General features: G+C 37.2%; 19 protein-coding genes and 1 pseudogene. 16 read left to right on the top strand and 4 right to left on the bottom strand.

Annotation, left to right across the window (positions count from 1 at the left end):
- Positions 1-8: 8 nt before the first annotated feature.
- Positions 9-1,106, bottom strand: a complete 1,098-nt coding sequence (locus MKY15_RS03770) for an acyltransferase (RefSeq protein ID WP_342539704.1) — start codon at positions 1,104-1,106, stop codon at positions 9-11.
- 530 nt (positions 1,107-1,636) lie between these two features.
- On the opposite strand from MKY15_RS03770, the gene MKY15_RS03765 reads away from it, so the two are divergent.
- Positions 1,637-1,813, top strand: coding sequence for a hypothetical protein (locus MKY15_RS03765; RefSeq protein ID WP_342539022.1), 177 nt, complete (start codon positions 1,637-1,639; stop codon positions 1,811-1,813).
- Positions 1,813-2,520: a DNA alkylation repair protein gene (locus MKY15_RS03760; RefSeq protein ID WP_342539703.1), complete on the top strand. Its 708-nt coding sequence runs from the start codon at positions 1,813-1,815 to the stop codon at positions 2,518-2,520. The genes MKY15_RS03765 and MKY15_RS03760 overlap by 1 nt, the downstream gene beginning before the upstream one ends.
- Positions 2,521-2,733: 213 nt before the next feature.
- Here the strand turns inward: MKY15_RS03760 and MKY15_RS03755 are convergent, their stop codons facing one another.
- Positions 2,734-3,513: an acetoin reductase gene (locus MKY15_RS03755; RefSeq protein ID WP_342539021.1), complete on the bottom strand. Its 780-nt coding sequence runs from the start codon at positions 3,511-3,513 to the stop codon at positions 2,734-2,736.
- Between the two features lie 285 nt (positions 3,514-3,798).
- Between MKY15_RS03755 and MKY15_RS03750 the strand changes: the two genes are divergently transcribed.
- From MKY15_RS03750 to MKY15_RS03720, 7 genes are all read left to right on the top strand, one after another.
- Positions 3,799-4,395 (top strand): class I SAM-dependent methyltransferase, encoded by a 597-nt coding sequence (locus tag MKY15_RS03750; RefSeq protein WP_342539020.1) that lies wholly within the window; start codon positions 3,799-3,801, stop codon positions 4,393-4,395.
- A 518-nt stretch (positions 4,396-4,913) separates the two neighbouring features.
- Positions 4,914-5,993, top strand: a complete 1,080-nt coding sequence (locus MKY15_RS03745; protein ID WP_222617992.1) for an iron ABC transporter permease — start codon at positions 4,914-4,916, stop codon at positions 5,991-5,993.
- A gap of 3 nt (positions 5,994-5,996) precedes the next feature.
- On the top strand, positions 5,997-6,758 hold the full coding sequence (locus MKY15_RS03740) for an ABC transporter ATP-binding protein (protein ID WP_067212740.1): 762 nt from the start codon (positions 5,997-5,999) through the stop codon (positions 6,756-6,758).
- Between the two features lie 10 nt (positions 6,759-6,768).
- Entirely contained in the window at positions 6,769-7,779 is a 1,011-nt protein-coding gene (locus MKY15_RS03735) for an ABC transporter substrate-binding protein (RefSeq protein ID WP_342539019.1), read from the top strand.
- Between the two features lie 332 nt (positions 7,780-8,111).
- On the top strand, positions 8,112-9,308 hold the full coding sequence (locus MKY15_RS03730; protein ID WP_342539018.1) for a hypothetical protein: 1,197 nt from the start codon (positions 8,112-8,114) through the stop codon (positions 9,306-9,308).
- Positions 9,309-9,344: 36 nt separating this feature from the next.
- The gene (locus tag MKY15_RS03725; protein WP_342539017.1) at positions 9,345-9,665 is read left to right on the top strand and encodes a histidine kinase dimerization/phospho-acceptor domain-containing protein; all 321 of its coding nucleotides are present in this window, start codon (positions 9,345-9,347) and stop codon (positions 9,663-9,665) included.
- A 252-nt stretch (positions 9,666-9,917) separates the two neighbouring features.
- Positions 9,918-10,358, top strand: a complete 441-nt coding sequence (locus tag MKY15_RS03720; protein ID WP_067212729.1) for a cell wall hydrolase — start codon at positions 9,918-9,920, stop codon at positions 10,356-10,358.
- 547 nt (positions 10,359-10,905) lie between these two features.
- Here the strand turns inward: MKY15_RS03720 and MKY15_RS03715 are convergent.
- Complete coding sequence (locus tag MKY15_RS03715; RefSeq protein WP_342539016.1) at positions 10,906-11,031, bottom strand: YvrJ family protein; 126 nt, start codon at positions 11,029-11,031, stop codon at positions 10,906-10,908.
- A 283-nt stretch (positions 11,032-11,314) separates the two neighbouring features.
- Here MKY15_RS03715 and MKY15_RS03710 point away from each other — a divergent pair.
- Positions 11,315-12,413, top strand: a pseudogene (locus tag MKY15_RS03710) (YjiH family protein).
- 641 nt (positions 12,414-13,054) lie between these two features.
- Positions 13,055-13,933, top strand: coding sequence for an alpha/beta fold hydrolase (locus MKY15_RS03705; RefSeq protein ID WP_342539015.1), 879 nt, complete (start codon positions 13,055-13,057; stop codon positions 13,931-13,933).
- A gap of 70 nt (positions 13,934-14,003) precedes the next feature.
- Here MKY15_RS03705 and MKY15_RS03700 read toward each other — a convergent pair whose 3' ends face one another.
- The gene (locus MKY15_RS03700; RefSeq protein WP_342539014.1) at positions 14,004-15,143 is read right to left on the bottom strand and encodes an amidohydrolase; all 1,140 of its coding nucleotides are present in this window, start codon (positions 15,141-15,143) and stop codon (positions 14,004-14,006) included.
- Between the two features lie 182 nt (positions 15,144-15,325).
- Here MKY15_RS03700 and MKY15_RS03695 point away from each other — a divergent pair, with 182 nt between their 5' ends.
- Genes MKY15_RS03695 through MKY15_RS03675 form a run of 5 tightly spaced genes read left to right on the top strand, consistent with a single transcriptional unit; the run spans position 15,326 to position 19,666 of the window.
- The gene (locus MKY15_RS03695; RefSeq protein ID WP_342539013.1) at positions 15,326-15,775 is read left to right on the top strand and encodes an AsnC family transcriptional regulator; all 450 of its coding nucleotides are present in this window, start codon (positions 15,326-15,328) and stop codon (positions 15,773-15,775) included.
- A 37-nt stretch (positions 15,776-15,812) separates the two neighbouring features.
- Positions 15,813-16,739: an ABC transporter permease gene (locus MKY15_RS03690; protein ID WP_342539012.1), complete on the top strand. Its 927-nt coding sequence runs from the start codon at positions 15,813-15,815 to the stop codon at positions 16,737-16,739.
- 1 nt (position 16,740) lies between these two features.
- Positions 16,741-17,685, top strand: coding sequence for an ABC transporter permease (locus MKY15_RS03685; RefSeq protein WP_340792148.1), 945 nt, complete (start codon positions 16,741-16,743; stop codon positions 17,683-17,685).
- A gap of 12 nt (positions 17,686-17,697) precedes the next feature.
- Positions 17,698-18,720: an ABC transporter ATP-binding protein gene (locus MKY15_RS03680; protein ID WP_342539010.1), complete on the top strand. Its 1,023-nt coding sequence runs from the start codon at positions 17,698-17,700 to the stop codon at positions 18,718-18,720.
- Positions 18,713-19,666, top strand: coding sequence for an ABC transporter ATP-binding protein (locus MKY15_RS03675; protein WP_342539009.1), 954 nt, complete (start codon positions 18,713-18,715; stop codon positions 19,664-19,666). Before MKY15_RS03680 ends, MKY15_RS03675 begins: the two co-directional genes overlap by 8 nt.
- Positions 19,667-19,703 lie beyond the last annotated feature (37 nt).

The raw sequence follows: 19,703 nt of genomic DNA, 5'->3' as shown, positions 1-19,703 counted from the left end.
ACATTTATCTATCTTGTTAGTGGATGATCCGCTGGTATTGCTAAATCCACTTTCTTGGCTCTCTTAGTTAAATACCGCCCAAGGTTTATGCATGGTTTTTCTACAAATAGATAAGACAATGAAGACAATAGGAAAGAAAATATAAAAGAAAGAATCAAAATTACGGTGATAGATAATTTATCATAAAAGAGATAGATGAATGAGTATAAGGAGATTAGATGATACAAATAAAGACTATATGAAATTTTTCCGAGAAGTATGAGTATTCTATGCTTCAATAATGAACCAAAAGTTTCCGAAGAAACACTCATTATAAATAAGATACAGACGCCGAAAGAGACTACATAGTTTCTAAATATATAGTTATTTAAAAAATTTATTTCACCAATCAATCCTTCATACATAAAACAAGTAATCGCTAATGATAGAAGTATAAATTTCATTGGTTTTTTAATTTTCAAAGTAAACGTAATGAGTATATGGCGATATTTTGCTAGTAAAGCGCCTATTAAAAAGATAGTTACGTAGTGAAAACTTAAAAAAATACTAGTTAGTTTTACACCTGAGCCAAGCAAATATAATCCCAAAATAGAAGAAAAACATAATGCAATTAAATATACTAAGGATTTTTTGAGATTTTTCCCGATAAAAGGGAGTATTAAGAATGGAAATACTATTGAGATTCTCATTTCATGAACAAGAGACCATATAACGTTGTTATAGATGTCTGTATTGTACTGCCCGATAAAAAAAAGATGGCGTACTAATATGGCTGGCGAATCTGATACTGTCCAGGATTTACTAAACCAGTTACTAATAAATGGTAGGTTATTATGACTTATAAGCATTTTAGCTGAAATAGCAATTATGATGGCTACGAGATACGGTATATAAATTCTACAAATTCGTTTAATTATATATGTGGGATAATGGAACTTAGAATTATTTATTGATACATACAAAACAAAGCCACTCAATACAAAAAATAAAATGACAGATTCATTGCCGCTACTGAAGAACATGCGAAGAGGGGTTTCCTTAACCAAATAGACTATGAAAGGACTATTTAGTTCATACCTGTAACTCTCATAGGCAGGAAATATCATCAAATAATGTCCAATTAGTACAATAAGTGCTGCTACTCCTCTTAAAGAGTCTAATTCTCCATATCTAATCATCCTATTATCCCTCGTTTTGAACTGTATATTTTATTTTTTGTTATTTGCAGCATTTCGATTATATTAATTAGTTTCCCCCTTTCTTCATTATTTTCCAAACCATCATATAACTACCATATTATTAATTAGTTCTAGTTATCATACAAATTGTATAAAACTATTTGGAATTTATCTGTTTACCATTCGGATGGAGGCGCCAAATACTGCTACGTTTAACTTGATTCAAATAATCCAAAACAACACCCCCGACTAAATTATATTCAGACAAGCTGTGGAATATTTCATTTTGTAGTAATTCATTTTGTTTGGCTTAATATATCCTCTAGTAACAGTCATCCCGAAAAAATCTCATATATAAAAGTGGCAATTGACGATGCAGAAATTATCGTTGCTGAGTCGATGGCGCATGTTGCACCCCCTGACAGCGCAGCTTTGTATAATTAATGCGGTACCATTGAATGAAGCGTATGGAATCTACAGCTGGCGATAAGGATGAAAAGTATGTTGCAAAACACATTGCTGAACGATTTGAGGGGAATGATAGATTTGTGTTTTGCTGTCAAACTGCGGGTGGTTATAAGATAATGGTGATATATGTGATGGGTAAACTCCAGAAAGAAGGAAGTGTTAAATGATGAATGTAGAGTTGGTTATGCAGGAGCTTGAAGCCCTTGGCAAGGAACGAATGAAGAAAATGTACATGTCCAATGGTGCGCATGAGCCGCTTTTTGGCGCAGCTACAGGTGCTATGAAACCAATTGTAAAGAAAATTAAAATGAATCAACCTTTAGCTGAAGAGCTGTATGCCACAGGGAACTATGATGCAATGTACTTTGCAGGTATTATTGCAGAACCAAATGCTATGACGGAAGCGGATTATGATCGTTGGATCGATGCGGCGTATTTTTATATGCTGTCTGATTATGTAGTGGCTGTAACTTTATCAGAGTCAGATATTGCACAAGAAGTTGCCGATAAATGGATCGCAAGTGGTGAAGAGCTGAGAATGTCGGCGGGCTGGAGTTGTTACTACTGGCTGTTAGGGAACCGACTGGACGTTGAATTTTCAGAAGCCAAAATTTCCGATATGCTTGACATGGTAAAAAATACGATTCATGATTCACCAGAACGAACGAAATCCGCAATGAATAATTTTATATACACCGTGGGGATTTCCTATTTGCCGCTCCATGAAAAGGCAATCGAGACCGCAAAGGCGATTGGAATAGTAGAAATCAAGCGGGACAAGAAAAAAAACAGTTTCCTAAATGCTTACGAAAGCATTCAAAAAGAAGTCGATAGAGGAAAGCTTGGTTTTAAACGCAAGCATGTAAGATGTTGAAATTAATTTCAGGTACCTGTTCTGAAAGTTTCAGGTGCATGATAATCTAATTTCTATTGGTTTTTTGGTGCACAGGCATCCACACAAATATGGGGAAACCTTACACTATTTTGAGGATCAAAAAAACCTAATTTCTCGATGTTAAATGAGAAATTAGGCTTTTAAAAAATGGGGATATCTTCATTTTTATAGGATATCTCTTGAGATAGTGAATTAATTGAACACCATACCACCATCTGATAAGATGTTTTGCCCAGTGATGTAATCAGAGTTTGGTGAAGCCAAGAAGGATACAAGATGAGCTACATCTTCAGGAGTTTGTGAACGACCAAGTGCAATTCCTTCAGTGAATTTCGCAAACGCTTCTCCTTTTTTCGTCCCCATGTGTTCCATCATTTTTTCATCTAGTCTGTCCCACATACCTGTTCCAACAATCCCAGGGCAATAAGAATTGACGGTGATTTTATCTTTCGCAAGTTCTTTTGCGGCAACTTGGGTCAACCCTTTAACCGCAAATTTACTTGCCGAATAAACACCTAACATTTCGAATCCTTCTTGACCAGCAATCGAACAAGCGTTAATGATTTTACCGCCAGTCCCTTGTTTCTTCATCTGATTTGCTGCCGCTTTAATGCCATAAATCGTCCCTTTAACGTTAACTTCAAGCGTAAAATCTACCGCTTTCGGATCAACATGTGTAAGTGGTGCAACTTGTCCTTCTAAACCTGCATTGTTAATAAATACATCAACGCTGCCGAACGTATTAACCGCATGTTGAACAAGTGCTTCTTGATCGTCGGGATTGGCTACGTTACCAACGAACGATGTAACTTCAAATCCATTATTTTTAAATTCTTTTTCGGTTTCAGTTAGAGTTTGTTCGTTAACATCGCTTAACACAATTGAAAATTCTTCATTCGCTAAACGTTCAGCTAACGCTTTCCCTATACCTTGACCTGAACCTGTAATGACCGCTACTTTTTTCTTGCCCATTATAAATTCCTCCCTATTTTTTCACAAACCATCAAAACGCTACATTCAATTGCATTCCCCAAAATCTAAAACCTCAAACGATATGGAATATAGTGTTTTTCACAATAGAGGATTCTTTAGTTAGTGGGAAGTGAATTTATTTAATCTAATATATAAGGCATGGACTAGGTATTTATTTCAACATTATTCAGAGCATTGAAAGGGAGAATTGTCCCTTTAGATTTTGATGTTTGTTATAATGACGAATATGTAGCTTAAATTATGTACTAAATAGGGGAGCGGAATATGGAAAATAACGTTTTTGAACAGATGGCAAAAAGATACGACACAGAGGAAAGAATTGAATTAGCTAAAATACTAGTTAAGGAATTAAGACCAGAATTACGAAATAGTAAATCGAAATCTTTAATAGACTATGGGAGTGGTACTGGTCTAGTTAGTTTAGAATTATCAGATTTAGTAGATTCTATTTTGCTGGTAGATTCATCAAAACAAATGTTGGAGGTTGCGAAAGCTAAAATTTCTCACAAAGGAATCCTCAACTCAAAAGTACTTTATTCAGATTTCACGCAAGAAACTACTGAACTTAAGGCAGACATCGTTTTAATGTCACTAGTCCTTCTTCATATTCCGGATACTAAAAAAATTCTACAAGGATTGTTCAACATTTTAAATAATGATGGCAAGCTAATTATTATTGATTTTGACAAAAACGATGAAATATATCATCCGAAAGTTCATAACGGTTTTTCGCATGAAGAATTGAAAAATAGATTATCCGAAGTTGGATTTAAATCAATTGAAATTAAGACATTTCATCATGGAAATCGTATTTTTATGAATCAAGATGCCTCAATGTTTATATCCAGTAGTATTAAGTGATTTCTTGTTTTTTCTTGAAACACAGGCACAAAATTTCCATAAAATAAAAGAGGAATGCAACCATATCTACAAATGGTTGCATTCCTCTTTTATTTTTTATTCGGAGCCTTGAGTTGACGGAATGCAGCTATGCTCAGTTCCCCTTCTACTTGGCCATCAACAAATCATGGAAAGCGTCCAACCAATTTAGGAAAGTTTCCAACGAACGGGGAAGTGTCCAACAAACCATTCGAAGTGTCCAACCAATCCCGGGAAGTGTCCAACGAACGGGAAAGCCTCCAACAAACCAATCGAAGTGTCCAACCAACCCCAAAAAGCCTCCAACCAATCCCGAAGAGCCTCCAACCAATCCAGTAAAGCCTCCAACCAACAGGCGAGTCTCCAATGAAACAATCAGATTAACAAGTTATTCAATAAAATTGTTGTTGTTTTTCTTCAGAATATGTTCTACAATACAGAAGCAGTTGATAATGATAATCGTTATCAGTTAAGCGGGTGATTGTAACGGAGGTGAAATATTGAAGAAAAAGGATCTAAGCAAGATAGGGATGGGCAAAAGTTATTATGTATTTATTTTTCTTCTCGTAGGCATCATTTTGCTATCGGCTGTCTTTTCAGTATCAATTGGACAAGTTAATATTCCTTTCACGCAGGCTATGGACATATTATTGCATGCATTAACAAATGGAAGGCTTGGATCACTCGATCATGTACAAAGTGAATCATATTTAAATATTATTTTACAGGTGAGGATGCCACGTGTTATTTTCGCACTGCTTATCGGCATAGGGCTTGCTTTATGTGGAACGGTTATGCAAGCAGTCGTGCAAAATCCACTTGCTGACCCATACATACTTGGTATTTCATCGGGCGCATCATTAGGTGCAACTTTTGCCATTCTCGTTGGATTTGGAAGTAGCGCATTTTTGTCTCAGTTTGGCGTGGCATTCGGAGCCTTTGTTGGTGCGATGATAACATCAATGGCAGTTCTTATTTTATCGAGCATCGGCGGTAAAGCAACATCTGTGAAACTCGTTTTATCAGGGGTTGTAATCGGTGCATTGTGTAGCTCCTTCGCTAGCTTAATTATCTATTTTGCCAATAATGCAGAAGGGATTAAGACCGTTACTTTTTGGTCAATGGGAAGTCTAGCTTCAGCAAGTTGGGATAAAACACCGATTTTAGCCATTGTTGTTCTGCTTGGATCAGCCCTATTTCTTTTCCAACATCGCGTGTTAAACACGATGCTTCTAGGTGACGAATCTGCTATTACACTAGGCATTAACTTAAGTGCATTCCGAAAACTTTATATGATCATCACTGCTCTTGTTACGGGAACAATGGTCGCCTATTCAGGGATGATTGGCTTTGTTGGTTTAATTATTCCGCATATCACTAGGGGGATTTTCGGAGCAGATCATAAGCGTTTAATGCTTGGAACGCTGCTTTTAGGAGGACTTTTCATGATTTGGGCCGATATTTTGTCAAGAACGTTAATACATAATGTTGAATTGCCCATCGGAATCATTACCTCTGTTATTGGATCTCCATTATTTATCTACATGATTGTAAAAAGAGGCTACAACTTTGGAGGGTAGAAAATGGAATTGATTGCAAAGGGAATAGACATTACTATCGGGAAAAAAGAGATTGTGAAAAATATTTCAATCCTTGTGAAAAAACAACAATTTGTAGGGCTGATTGGGCCAAATGGTTGTGGAAAATCAACGCTGTTAAAGGCTATCTATAAGAGCCTTGTTCCTCAAAAAGGAATGGTTTTTTTAGACGATGTGGATGTACTGAAAAGTTCAGAGAAAAAAATTTCACAGCGATTAGGTGTAGTGGGGCAATTTAATGAAATGAGTTTTGATTTGTCCGTACAGCAAATGGTGATGTTAGGTAGAACACCACATAAAAGAATGTTGGAGTCAGACAAACAAGAAGACTATGTGATTGTGGAGGAAGCTTTGAAAACCACAAATTTACTCGATTACAAACAGCGTGGTTTCTTATCGTTGTCTGGTGGAGAAAAGCAAAGGGTTATTTTAGCGAGAACCATTGCGCAACAGCCAAAAATCATGGTTTTAGATGAACCGACAAACCATTTAGATATACGCTATCAGCTTGAAATTTTATCATGTGTTAAAAATTTGAACATTGGTGTATTAGCAGCTCTCCATGATTTAGAAATGGCAGCACATTACTGCGACTACTTGTATGCTATAAAAGATGGAGAAATCTATGCGCATGGAACACCAGAAGAGGTTTTAACGCCAACTACAGTTGAAGCATTATATCAAATTAAATGTCAAACATATACCAATCCTGTTACAAATGGATTAGGTTTTGCATATGGCATATAGGAGGGGCACCATGAAAAGAAAATTATTACTTGGTATCGGTTTAGCAGCACTTCTAACATTAACGGCTTGTGGAGATTCGAGTAAAAGTACTTCAAAGGAAGCCGAAGCGAAAGGGCATTACCCGTTAACGATTCAAAACTATACGAAAGCGGAAGGCGGAACAACTTGGGATAAGAAAGACCAAGTATTTGATGCTGCACCTGAAAGAATCATGGCTAATACGCGTCCAGCAGCGGAATTATTATTGCATTTAGGCTTAGGCGATAAAATCGTTGGGGTAGGGGCAAACTTCGGAGCTCCTGACAAATCAGTAGAGGAAGAATACTCGAAATTAACTATTCTAAGTGATGAATATGTCGGCAAAGAGGTGACATTAGGAACCAATCCAGATTTAGTTTTTGGTCGAGGCGGCTTATTTGATAATGCGGATTGGGGTGTAGGTACAGTAGATACACTCAATGATATGGATATTAAAACGTACGTAATAGAGTCATCTGTTACAGGCGGAACATATGATTCTATTTATAAAGATATTGAAAACATCGGTAACATTTTTAGTGTCCAAGACAAAGCGGACAGCTTTATAAAAGAGCTTAAAGACAAACAAACATCGATTACATCAAAATTAGAAAGTATTCAAGACCATAAAACATTTGCTTATTTGCATACAAATGACCCAAATGAGATTTATGTCTATCCAGCAGGCGACGAAACATTCTTCAACGATGCCTTTAATATGGTCAAGCTAGATAACATATTCAAGAAGGAGACTGCTGATGTAAGTATTGAAACGCTTATTGAGGCTGATCCAGATGTATTAATCTTACCGGAATGGGATGACGCAGACCTTGAAAAAGTGAAAGAAGGGATCTATGCAAACCCGAAATTATCAAGTATGAAGGCCATCAAAAATAAGCAGATTTATGTAGTGGATTACAATTATATGTTTGGCTATGGTTATAACACGATCGATGGAATGGAACTATTAGCAAAAGAAATTTATCCAGACTTGTTTAAATAACATATGAAAGCTGCCAGTTTTGAAAATACTTCAGACTTATTTTTAAAACTGGTGTCTTAATTTAGGTAAAAACTACTCTACTAATTTACTTCAATTGCATAGTAATAGAAGGAAGACCAGACAAGTTACGACTGTTTGGTTTTTTTGTATGTTTATCCAAGTGAATTTACATATATTTACTGCTGCGCATCTCTAGTGGACACCGCGCAATAATATTCACTTCCATCATTGAGATAACCCACCTTCGTATTCAAAATGAATTAATACCTAGCACTAAAAATGGGTGAATGTTATAATACTTCTAATAATTAACAAGGTGGGAGGTGAATCAATTGAAGAAGATATTCCTTTTATGTGTGACTTGCTTCAGTTTATTCCTAATCGAACCTACTATCGTTCATGGTGAAAATCCGAATGCTTCCATTAGTGAAGATGTTGGAAGATCACGAATCACTTTGTTTGGCAACGTAAAGAAGGTAGATAATGTATTGAAAGATAAAACGGAGTCTATTGATACAGTTCTTCAAGAAACAGTGAATGGTATGCAAAAAACAGAAATTAATTCTGTTACTTCTGAAATTAAGAATACAGGGGATTTACTAAATAAGACAGTTACCGATACAGTGGAGAAAACAACCTCTGAAGTAACAAATGTGGTGAATGACACAGTGAATTCGGTCGTATATGGATTACCAACTGTTCCTGTCGTCACCCCGGTCGTTAAGGATATAAATGAAACAGTTGAGAAAACAACTTCTTCTGTTCAAACGATCGTAGAAACCACAGGGGAATTTGTTAATGAAACTCTGAAATCTACAATCGATGTTTCTGAAGATGAGGTTATTGAACCTGTTGAAACAGTGGATACCGTTCCTAAAGTTATAGAACTTCCTCTTGAAATCTTTGAGGAAGATAAAAAAATCAGTAGTGGGAATGTAAATATCTTCACTAAATTAAAAGAGTGTAGTCATGATGTTAGGCCAGTGCCGAAACCGGAACCTATTACGCCTTTAGCGCCTGAAATTGAGACAGATGTATTGAGTAAACAAGTTGGTACTAGTGAACTAGAGAAACATAGTGACATCGGCTTGGATAATAAGAGTGAAAGTAGTATGAATGACGAGGTTTACCTAGAAGTAGATTCTATTTTAGTGGGAAATTATGTGAATGAGCAGTCGATTGGTAAGAAAGTAAAAGTGCATGAACAGGGGAATGGTTTGATTGAACCAATTATTAATTCTAAAACTGATGTGTTAGAAAAGAAAGATGTTGATAATCCTAATCATTCAACTAAATCAAGCCAAGAGGAGGGGAGTCTACCGCCACCTATCATTATAGGAGCACCTTCGCCTACAGCCTCCTTAACTTTAGAAATGGGCGGACAAAGTGATTTAAGTTTTTATGGAATCGTTGATGTATTCACGCTAAAATCTTCAGGCGGGGGAACGTGGATACATTTGAATGAGGTTGCAATGGTTAAATGGGCACATGCTCCTCCCGGGAAACCGCCACAACAATCTCCTTTTTAAAATGTGTGATAAACATTATAAAGGGGATGAAAACAAATGAATAACATCATGGAAATTAGGGATTTATCGGAGAGAACAAAGATTAAAGATATGATACAAAGTACAGACCAACATTATGTTGTTGGACAACTTGCGGCAAGTATTGCCCATGAAATACGAAATTCATTAACAACTATTAAAGGGTACACGCAATTAGGCAAACAGGAGGCACCAACTAAAAACTTTGATGTAGTTATGTTGGAGATCGAAAAGATCGAAGAAATAATAAATGATTTGTTACTTTTAGCTAAACCGCAAATTTCCACTTTTGAAGAATTGGATATACAAAAGGTTCTCGATAATTATTTGGAAATTTAGGCACCCATGTATAAAGTGAAAGGCAACCGCGACAACATTTGGTTGCCTTTTTTTTGAGTTTTTTTGACTATTGAATTGTCATAAATCAACCATGAACCTTTCGCTATTAACTTTAGGTATGCTGTGCATGATACTATTTCGGCAATTCACTGAAATTACATATTTATAATTTGGGTCAATTTAGCCATTCTTAATTTATAAACACTGACATCATTGTATGCTTTTATTCATACTATATTTTGGGGTGAAAAAATGCCAAGAGTGAAATACCGAGATTCAGACATCGACTTACTGGCAAGGATGATGAGAGCGGAAGCTGAAGGTGAAGGTAAACAAGGAATGCTATACGTTGGCAATGTAATTGTTAATCGTCTCGTGGCAGATTGCTTGGACTTTACAGATTTAAGATCAATTGATGATGTCATTTTTCATGTGCAAGGAGGAAATTATTCTTTTGAGGCTGTTCAAAAAGGTAATTTATTTTATGAAAGAGCAAGACCTGTTGAAAAGAGATTAGCAAGACAGACATTGGATTACTGGAGAGACCACCCAGGGAAATATGCCCTTTGGTATTTTAATCCGTCTGGTCCATGCCCTCCAACATGGTACGGTCAACCTTTTACTGGTCAGTTTAAAGAACATTGTTTTTATGAACCAGTAGCTGGAACATGTGAAAGTGTTTATATCGGTTAGGTTGACTAATGAAGATTATTAATTCTGGAGTTTAATTATAGTTTTGCTTTCTGGGAATACAAATACAACACGTTTAGCCGCAGATGCTTAATTTTAGGTACCTGCATGAAAGGGTTCAGAGTACACAAATAAAATCAAGTTTATAGGTATCCGTCTGACAATCTTGATTTTTATTTTACTATGTATGTTGACATAAAGAATCCACTCAACTACGTTCGGCGCTAGGGGATGCCTCCCTATGAGGCGCCTGTTAGAAAATCGGTTCTACTTGCTTTCTCTCGAAAGTAAAACCCTTCAAGCACCACATCATAATCCGCTGAATAAGTATGACGAGGTCCTCGGGAAGAATTTTAATTTCCACGAGGATCTTTTAGTAATGTGCGGGAAACATCCATTGAATTCAGACGTCTTTGTGGAGGAGTGTCCGGATGTAGGCTGTCAGTAGTACTGCCACTCATACAACTATGAATACCCTTCCTACTTATTTAGGAAGGGATTTTTTTATCCGGAAATTAATGGGCATGCGTATCAAGATTGAACGATACAATCAGATTTTCAATTCAAGAAGCATATCATGGATCGCCACAAGCTTGTTCTCAATCTGGTGCAAAAGACAGAATGATACGAATATAGGGAAACCGATTTCTTGTATAAAATTCATCCAATGTTCCATTTTGTTAGCTCCTTTCTTCGAAATTGGACTTATGTAGAAAGCGTCAAGGACATGGATCTCCCATTCGTTTATTACCACCACATACCACCTACGCATCGTAGAATTTGACGAAAATGGAGACGGAGTTTAAGTAGTGCAGGATGAATGTTGACGGTACGAGAGGGCAGTTCGTTAATGAATTTTTATGTATGTTTTGCACGCAGGAACGTTTCGCTTGGCAGAGTTTCCACATCCGTACCCAGTTAATTCTGCGGAACAGGTGATCGAGGATCTACCGAACTTCATCATCTACTTTAACGGTGAACTTAGCCAAAAGAGGGCTGGGTTATTTGGCGCCGACTACCCATTCTTATCGGAAAAATGGAAGAAATCGAATGTTGACACTATCTTTTCGCTGTTCAATATTATGGGGTTAATCGTCGGGATAATGCTTGTCTTTCAGTTTGGTCCAGCATGGTTATTTGATCCGAACATTGGCCCTTTTCTATTCAATAAACTCGTCATTCCCGTTGGACTACTCGTTCCCATTAGTGCAGGTTTCCTCGCTCTTTTAGTAGGATACGGACTCCTTAAGTTTGTCGGTGTATTGGCATAACCGATTATGCGTCCCATTTAGAAGTCAACGGGTCGTTCTTCGATGGATGCCGTAGCATCCTTTGTTGGAAGTTATTCGTTAGGGCTGCTAATCACGAACCGAATTTATAAAGAAGAAAATAATCGGCAAGGGAAGCGGCGATCATAGCGACTGGTTTCTCAACCGTTTCGGCGACATTCATGGTCATTGTCGCTAAAACATTAGGGTTGATGGAAATGTGGAATACTTATTTTTGGGTGACGCTCGTCGTTACAATTGCAGTAACAGCCATTACCGTGAGAATTCGGCCATTATCCAAAATCAAAGATGAGTATTATGAGGGAGCAACTCCGCAACCGGAAGCTGAAATTACTGGAAGTCGTTTTGTGGCAGCGTGGAGTGAAGCGAAGGGTACAGTGGCTGATTCGCCAGATTTACTCGAGAATATCCGAGTGAATGTAAAGGATGGCCTGATGATAGCGATGGCTATTCTTCCGTCCGTTTTATCGATTGACTTACTGGGATTGGTGTTGGCTGAATTTACGCCTATATTTGATTGGATCGGATATATCTTTTATCCCTGCACATTAGCCTTACAGCTACCGGAACAGATGCTCATTGCAAAGGCAAGTGCACTTGGCATTGCGGAAATGTTCTTGCCGGCATTATTAGTGACGGAATCTGTACTCATCGTGAAGTTTGTTGTCGCTGTTGTCTCAGGATCGGGCATAATTTTTTCTCGGCATTCATCCCTTGTTTTGTATCGATGGAGATTCCAATTTCAATTCATCAGCTCGTCACACATTGAGTTATAAGGGTCATTTTAACACTTATTATTGTGACGCCAATAGCTTATTTACAACTTTATAAGAGTTAAAATAGAAAGAAGGTTGTATGGAAAAGTCGTAGGCATTCAGACTTTTCCGTGTAGCCATTTTTGTGTTAGACAAAGTTTTTTTCTTATTATAAAGTTTGTCGACATGTCATTAGTGAATCTTACATACCTATTACTATGTTTAAAAGATGATCTCAATCATTCTCTTTCACATTAAATGATGCATGGCATTTATTAGTCCGTTTACTAGTCTCATCGGTGATGTTTGCAAGCACGATAATGTATATATTGCTTCTGATGTAAGTGTTCGTGCAGATGAAGGAACACCTTTTATATTGGCTCTAATGTTAGTCTTCAAGACAGTGTAATTTTACATGGGCTATTGAATAAATAAATTTCTTTGGGCAGTAGTAGCTATTCAATCTTTATTGGATACATGAATTTTTGTATTTCTAATTTGTGTTCTTTAACTACAAAGAGGTATAATTCGCAAAAAGAATTTGCAGTAAATCTTAAACTGGTATGGTTAAATAACGCACTTTTTTTTGAAAAAGGGTATGATATCCAAAATGGCGAAGTAAGTTTAAATGTATCTTATCAATGGAGGTTTTAAAATGTACGCACAAGTTAATGGAATTAAGCTGTTTTTTGATGTAGAAGGAGCTGGGTTTGTACCTGAAGGGCCAATAATGAGGGGAAAACCGGTTTGTTTTGTACTGCACGGAGGCCCGGGGGGGGACCATACAGTCTTTAAGCCAGCATTGAGTCCTCTGACGGAAGAAATGCAACTCATTTATATCGATAATCGGGGAAGCGGTAGATCTGAAAGAGGCTCACAATCTACATATACATTGAAAAATAATGTTGAAGATATAGAAGAACTAAGAAAATACTTAGGGTTAGATGAAATTGTTCTATTGGGCCAATCCTATGGGGGAATGGTTGCTTTGGAATACGCTAAAAAATATCAAGAAAACGTAAAGTCATTATTGCTTGTTGTAACGGCACCGAGTAGTACCTTTACTGACAAGGCAAAAGAAATTGTGAATCAAAAAGGGACGCCTAAACAAAAAGAAATGGCACAAGTACTATGGGATGGTGCATTTACATCTAGCGAGCAACAAGAACAGTATTATGAAATTATGGCTCCCTTATATTCATATAGCCATAAAGAGTCGGTCGAGGAAAACTTATCAAGAGAAAATGCAAGTAAGAGATCTAATCGCTCTTATGAAGCATTAAATGAAGGATTTGGTGGTTTTTTAAGAGACTATAATGTAGTAGACTTTTTACCATCTATAGACGTACCCACATTAATTATTGCCGGAAGACATGATTGGATTACACCAGTTGAGGGTTCTATCTTTATGAATGAACAGATACCAAACAGTCAATTGGTTATTTTTGAGGAAAGCAGTCATGGAGTAATGAAAGATGAGCATGAGAAATTTATAGCAACGGTTAAAGATTATGTGAAGAACCATATTAATTAAGCAAAAGATGGAGAAATCATTGAAAAGTCGACCAGAGTAGAGGGATCTAAACTCTGGTCGACTTTTATAGTTAGGAGGAAAATACGCATTTACCATTTATAAATGTTGAGTGGACACTTGTTCTCAAGTCAAAGGGATCTCCGTTCCAAATAACGAAGTCTGCATCTTTACCTTCTTCGATTGAACCTACACGATCACCAACTCCAATGTGTTTAGCAGAGTTCAACGTAATCGCTTCGAGTGCTATCTGTTCTGAAAGTCCGTTCTTTACAGCTAGAATTGCGCTCGTTCTTAAATGTTCAATACTAACTACTGGATGGTCTGTAGTTATTGAAATTTGGACACCTTCGTTAACAAGTTCTACTAAAGTATTCCAACCTTTATCTTTAAGTTCTTGTTTTGACCTTGTAGACATTGTTGGACCTACGGAAACCATTACATCGTGTTTCGCGATGAAACTTGAAATTTTATGTCCTTCTGTACAATGTTCTATTGTCATGTCGATGTTGAATTCTCTTTTAATTCGTAGGGCTGTTGCAATATCGTCGGCACGATGGGCATGGACTCTTAAAGGTATTTCTTTCCTCAAAACTTTTGCTATATTTTCTAATCCAAGATTTCTTTCAAAAGTATCACTTTCAGATTTATTTATATAGTTGAGGCCTTCAATTAGTTTTTCTCTTAGGCGACCCGCAACTCCCATTCTGGTGGAACCGGCTCTCCCTTTTTCACCATGGAATTTTTTCGGATTTTCACCCGTCGCTGCTTTTAAACCGGATGGATTTCTAATAACCATTTGATCGACCACATTGCCTATGGTTTTTAATACCACCATTTCTCCGCCAATAATATTGGCGCTTCCTGGCATAATTTGTACGGTAGTGACACCCGAATTCCTTGCATCTTCAAATCCTTTATCACTTGGAAGTATTCCATCCAAAGCCCTCACTTCTGGCGTAACTTCTGAACTTAACTCATTAAAATCGTGTCCATCGCGACCTCCACCTTCTTCATTTACGCCTAAATGAGTATGTACATCGATTAAACCGGGGGTCACTATATTTCCTCGTGCATCAATGACTTCCGCTCCTAAAGGAATCTCCAAAACTTTTCCAATGGATATAAATTTTCCGTTTTTTATCAACATCATGCCCTCTTCAATCGTTTTAGATGAAACAGTGACTATTTTAGCATTTTTTATAATTAACATCTAATATCCTCCTTTAATAATTTGAAAATTTATTGATTTCTGAAAGGTTTGTATATATACTAACCTATAACATATCTTTTTACGATACAAAACTTAGAATTTTGTATTGTTTTGAGTCCTTATTTGCATAATAGTCCTTTTTATAGGTATTAAATTTGAAAATTTATACAGAAAGTTGGTGGATGGTGAAAAGTAGTATAGATGATTTAGATAAAAATATTATTAAGTTATTGTCAAAAGATGGACGCATGTCATTTAGAGATTTGTCGAAACTCCTTGAGGTAACAGAAAAAACAATCAGAATGAGATATATGAATTTAATTGATAGCGGTATATTGGAAATTGTAGGTAAAATAAACCCCATCACAATTGGGTTAAAGGAAGGGGCTATTATTCAACTTAAAATTAAAGCAAACGGCTTATATAAAGTAATTGCAGACTTAAAAGAGATCCAGCATATCAGATATATCACAGTTACTACGGGAGATTATCCTCTTCTAATTCAAGTTGCAGCGGCAAATCAGGAGCAGATAACGGAGTTGATTCTTTCGTTATATGAACATAGTGAAGTTACTGAACTTAACACTATGATTCAATTAGAAGTATCAAAAAGTTCATATCAAGTAAACTGAATAATTGATGTATAAGTGAACGGAGGGGGAAATTCGAATGTATATATTGAAGCGGTTTTTCACAATGATTTTAACGATATGGGTTATTACAACTTTGACATTTGTGATGATGAAGTTTATTCCGGGTGATCCATTTGCTTCTGATGCTGACGTATTGCCAGAGGAAGTTTTAAATAACATGAGGGCAAAATATAATCTGGATAAACCAATCCCGGTACAGTATGTGCTATACCTAAAGGATTTAGTTACGCTGGATTTAGGCCCATCTATACAATCCCGAACAAGATCGGTAAATGACATCATTTTATCTGGGTTTCCCCCTTCAGCATTACTAGGAGCTCAGGCACTCGTCATCGCACTTGTTTTTGGGCTATTCCTCGGAATAATTGCAGCACTCTATCATAATCGGTTCATTGATTATTTTGCGATGATCGTAGCAATTATTGGAATATCAATCCCAAGTTTTATTTTAGCTCCGTTGTTGATAAAGTTCTTTGCTGTAGAGTGGGAGCTATTTCCAGTTGCGACCTGGGGAACTTGGAAACATACAGTGCTACCATCAATCGCATTAGCTTCCATGCCTCTTGCGGTCGTTGCCCGATTTATGAGGTCGAGTATGATTGAAGTTATGAATGCGAATTATATTAAAACTGCAGATGCAAAAGGGTTAAGTACAGCCGGAATCGTTATCAAACACGGCATTCGTAATGCAATTCTGCCAGTTGTATCTTTTATTGGTCCCTTATTCGCATCGCTGATTACTGGAACGTTTGTAATTGAAAAGATTTTTGCTATCCCTGGCATTGGCCGTTATTTCGTAGATAGTATATTTAATCGGGATTATCCGGTCATCATGGGAACAACGATCTTCTTCAGTGTTATTTTGGTAGTTACACTTTTCCTAATAGATATCTCATACAGACTTATTGACCCTAGAATTAGTCTTACAAGTAAGGAGGGATAACGTGGTAATTAAACAAGCTGAAAATGCCTTATTTACTCCTGTGGATCCTAGTAAAAAGGTAATTGATGATATTCAACGTCCTAGTTTAAGTATATGGAAGGATACATTTCTAAGTATCGTGAAAAACAAGTTAGCATTATTAGGATTCTTTTTATTAGCAATTATTGTATTCCTAGCTTTATTTGGACCGTCAATGGTGCCGTATTCTCCTTCTGAGCAAAGTCTTACAAAAACGAACATGCCTCCTTCAGCGGATCATTGGTTCGGAACGGATAATTTAGGCAGGGATATGTGGGCAAGGTCTTGGTATGGAGCTAGGGTTTCCCTAATAATCGGTATTGTAGCAGCCCTTATCGATCTGATATTAGGAGTAATTGTCGGTGGCGTTTCCGGGTATATGGCTGGTCGCGGAAAGAAAGGCGATCGCATTGACGGTATATTGATGAGAATTGTTGAAGTGCTTTACGGAATTCCATATTTATTAATCGTTATTTTATTAATGGTTATCATGGAGCCAGGAATAACAGCTATTATTATTGCCCTGTCCGTTACGGGATGGGTCGGTATGGCCCGAATAATTAGGGGACAAATCCTCCAATTGAAATCGCAGGAATATGTCCAAGCTGCGGAAAAATTGGGTACATCTCACACGAAAATTATTTCAAGACATCTATTGCCAAATACGATGGGGATTATTATTGTCAATTTAACATTTACTATTCCGACAGCAATTTTTGCAGAATCATTTTTAAGCTTCTTAGGATTAGGAGTTCAAGCGCCGTTTGCGAGTTGGGGGACGATGGCGAATGACGCGCTAGGTGTTATTTTAAGTGGTCATTGGTGGAGACTCTTCTTCCCAGGTTTCCTAATTTCACTTACTATGTTTGCATTTAACGTTTTTGGAGATGGTATTCAAGATGCATTAGACCCAAGAGATAGAAAGTAGGGAGGTGTACGAATGGAACAATTATTGGAAGTGAAAAATTTGAAAGTGAATTTTAGAACATACGGTGGTGAAGTTAAGGCTGTTCGTGATGTTTCATTTCACATTAACAAAAGTGAAATCCTTGCTATTGTAGGTGAAAGCGGGAGCGGAAAAAGTGTCACCGTACAAACAATAATGGGCTTATTGCCGACAAGCGTTGCCGATATAAAAAGCGGTTCTATTCATTATAAAGGGCAGAACCTATTGAAATTAAGGAAAAGTGAATTACGGAAATTAAAAGGTTCCAAAATCAGTATGATCTTTCAAGATCCAATGACCTCTCTTAATCCGACGATGAAGATAGGATCCCAAATAGCAGAAGGCTTGATCATTCATCAAAAAATAAGTAAACAGGATGCGAAAGCACAAGCTATAAATATGATTAAACTAGTAGGAATACCTAATCCAGAGCAGCGTTATGACCAATATCCTCATGAGTTTAGTGGTGGAATGCGTCAGCGGGTGATGATTGCAATTGCATTAGCATGTAAACCTGAATTGCTAATCGCGGATGAACCAACAACGGCACTGGATGTAACGATTCAAGCACAAGTGCTGAAATTAATGATTGAGTTGAAAGAAAAAACAGATACGGCCATTATATTAATCACACATGATTTAGGCGTAGTTGCTGAAACTGCTGAAAGAGTAGCGGTCATGTATGCAGGGGTAATTGTGGAAACAGGGACAGTTCATGAGATTTTTGAAAAACCAAAGCACCCCTATACTTGGGGGTTAATGGAGTCTATTCCGGATTTCAATAGCACAACGAAGGAAAGATTAATTCCAATTGAAGGTTCACCCCCTGACTTATTTGCCCCACCAAAGGGATGTCCATTTGCACCAAGATGTAAATATGCAATGGATATTTGCATTGACCAAATGCCCGTAGATTATGAAATTAGTTCAAGTCATTTCGCGAAATGTTGGCTAAATGATGAGCAATCACCAAATGCTGAAGAAGTTCTTGCGTTAGGGAGGTATTTATATGGGTGAAGCGTTAGTAGAAATCGGGAATTTAAAAAGATATTTTCCCGTTGCAGATAAAAAAACGGTCAAAGCTGTTGATGATATTTCAATAAGTATTTATAAAGGTGAAACGCTTGGGTTAGTTGGAGAGAGTGGAAGCGGGAAATCTAGTCTCGGGAAATTAGTCGTCGGATTGGACTCGCCTACTTCCGGATCAATCTTATTCGAAGGAAAAGAGTTTACTGGATTAAATAAGAAAGAACAACGTGAAATGAACCGTGAAATGCAAATAATATTTCAAGACCCGCATGCGTCATTGAATCCGAGAATGAGAATCGGTGAAATTATTGCGGAAGGCATTGATGGTTACAAATTGGCCAAAGGAAAGAAAAGACTTGAAATCGTTTATAGTTTGCTGGAAAAAGTCGGGCTCCGACCCGAGCATGCTCACCGGTACCCTCATGAATTTAGTGGGGGACAAAGACAGCGTATCGGGATTGCAAGAGCGCTAGCCGTTCAACCCAAGTTTATTGTGGCGGATGAACCAATTTCAGCTTTAGATGTTTCTATACAAGCGCAAGTAATCAACCTATTAGAGGACTTAAAAGAAAAAGAGCAACTGACTTATTTATTCATTGCACATGATTTAGGAATGGTCAAACACATTAGTGACCGCATTGGAGTAATGTATTTGGGGAAGATGATGGAGTTGGCTAGCAGTGATGATTTGTTTAAAAAGCCTTTGCATCCTTACACACAAGCGTTAATGTCGGCGATTCCCATTGCTAATCCTAGTTCGATTAAGCGAGACCGTATTGTCCTTAAAGGAGATCCTCCGAGTCCAGTCAACCCGCCTAGTGGGTGTCGATTTAGAACACGTTGTGCGCATGCAATGGATATATGTGCAAAAATCGAACCTCAATGGAAGGAGGTGGAAGATAAACACTGGACAGCATGTCATTTATATTCTTAATTGTGACATTTTAGAAAAAAAGGTTACAACAATACGT

Origin of the sequence: Sporosarcina sp. FSL K6-1540 (assembly GCF_038620285.1) — a bacterium.
Classification (GTDB): domain Bacteria; phylum Bacillota; class Bacilli; order Bacillales_A; family Planococcaceae; genus Sporosarcina; species Sporosarcina psychrophila.
Note: the sequence above shows the minus strand (reverse complement) of the source record. Positions and strands in the feature narration are given on the sequence as shown.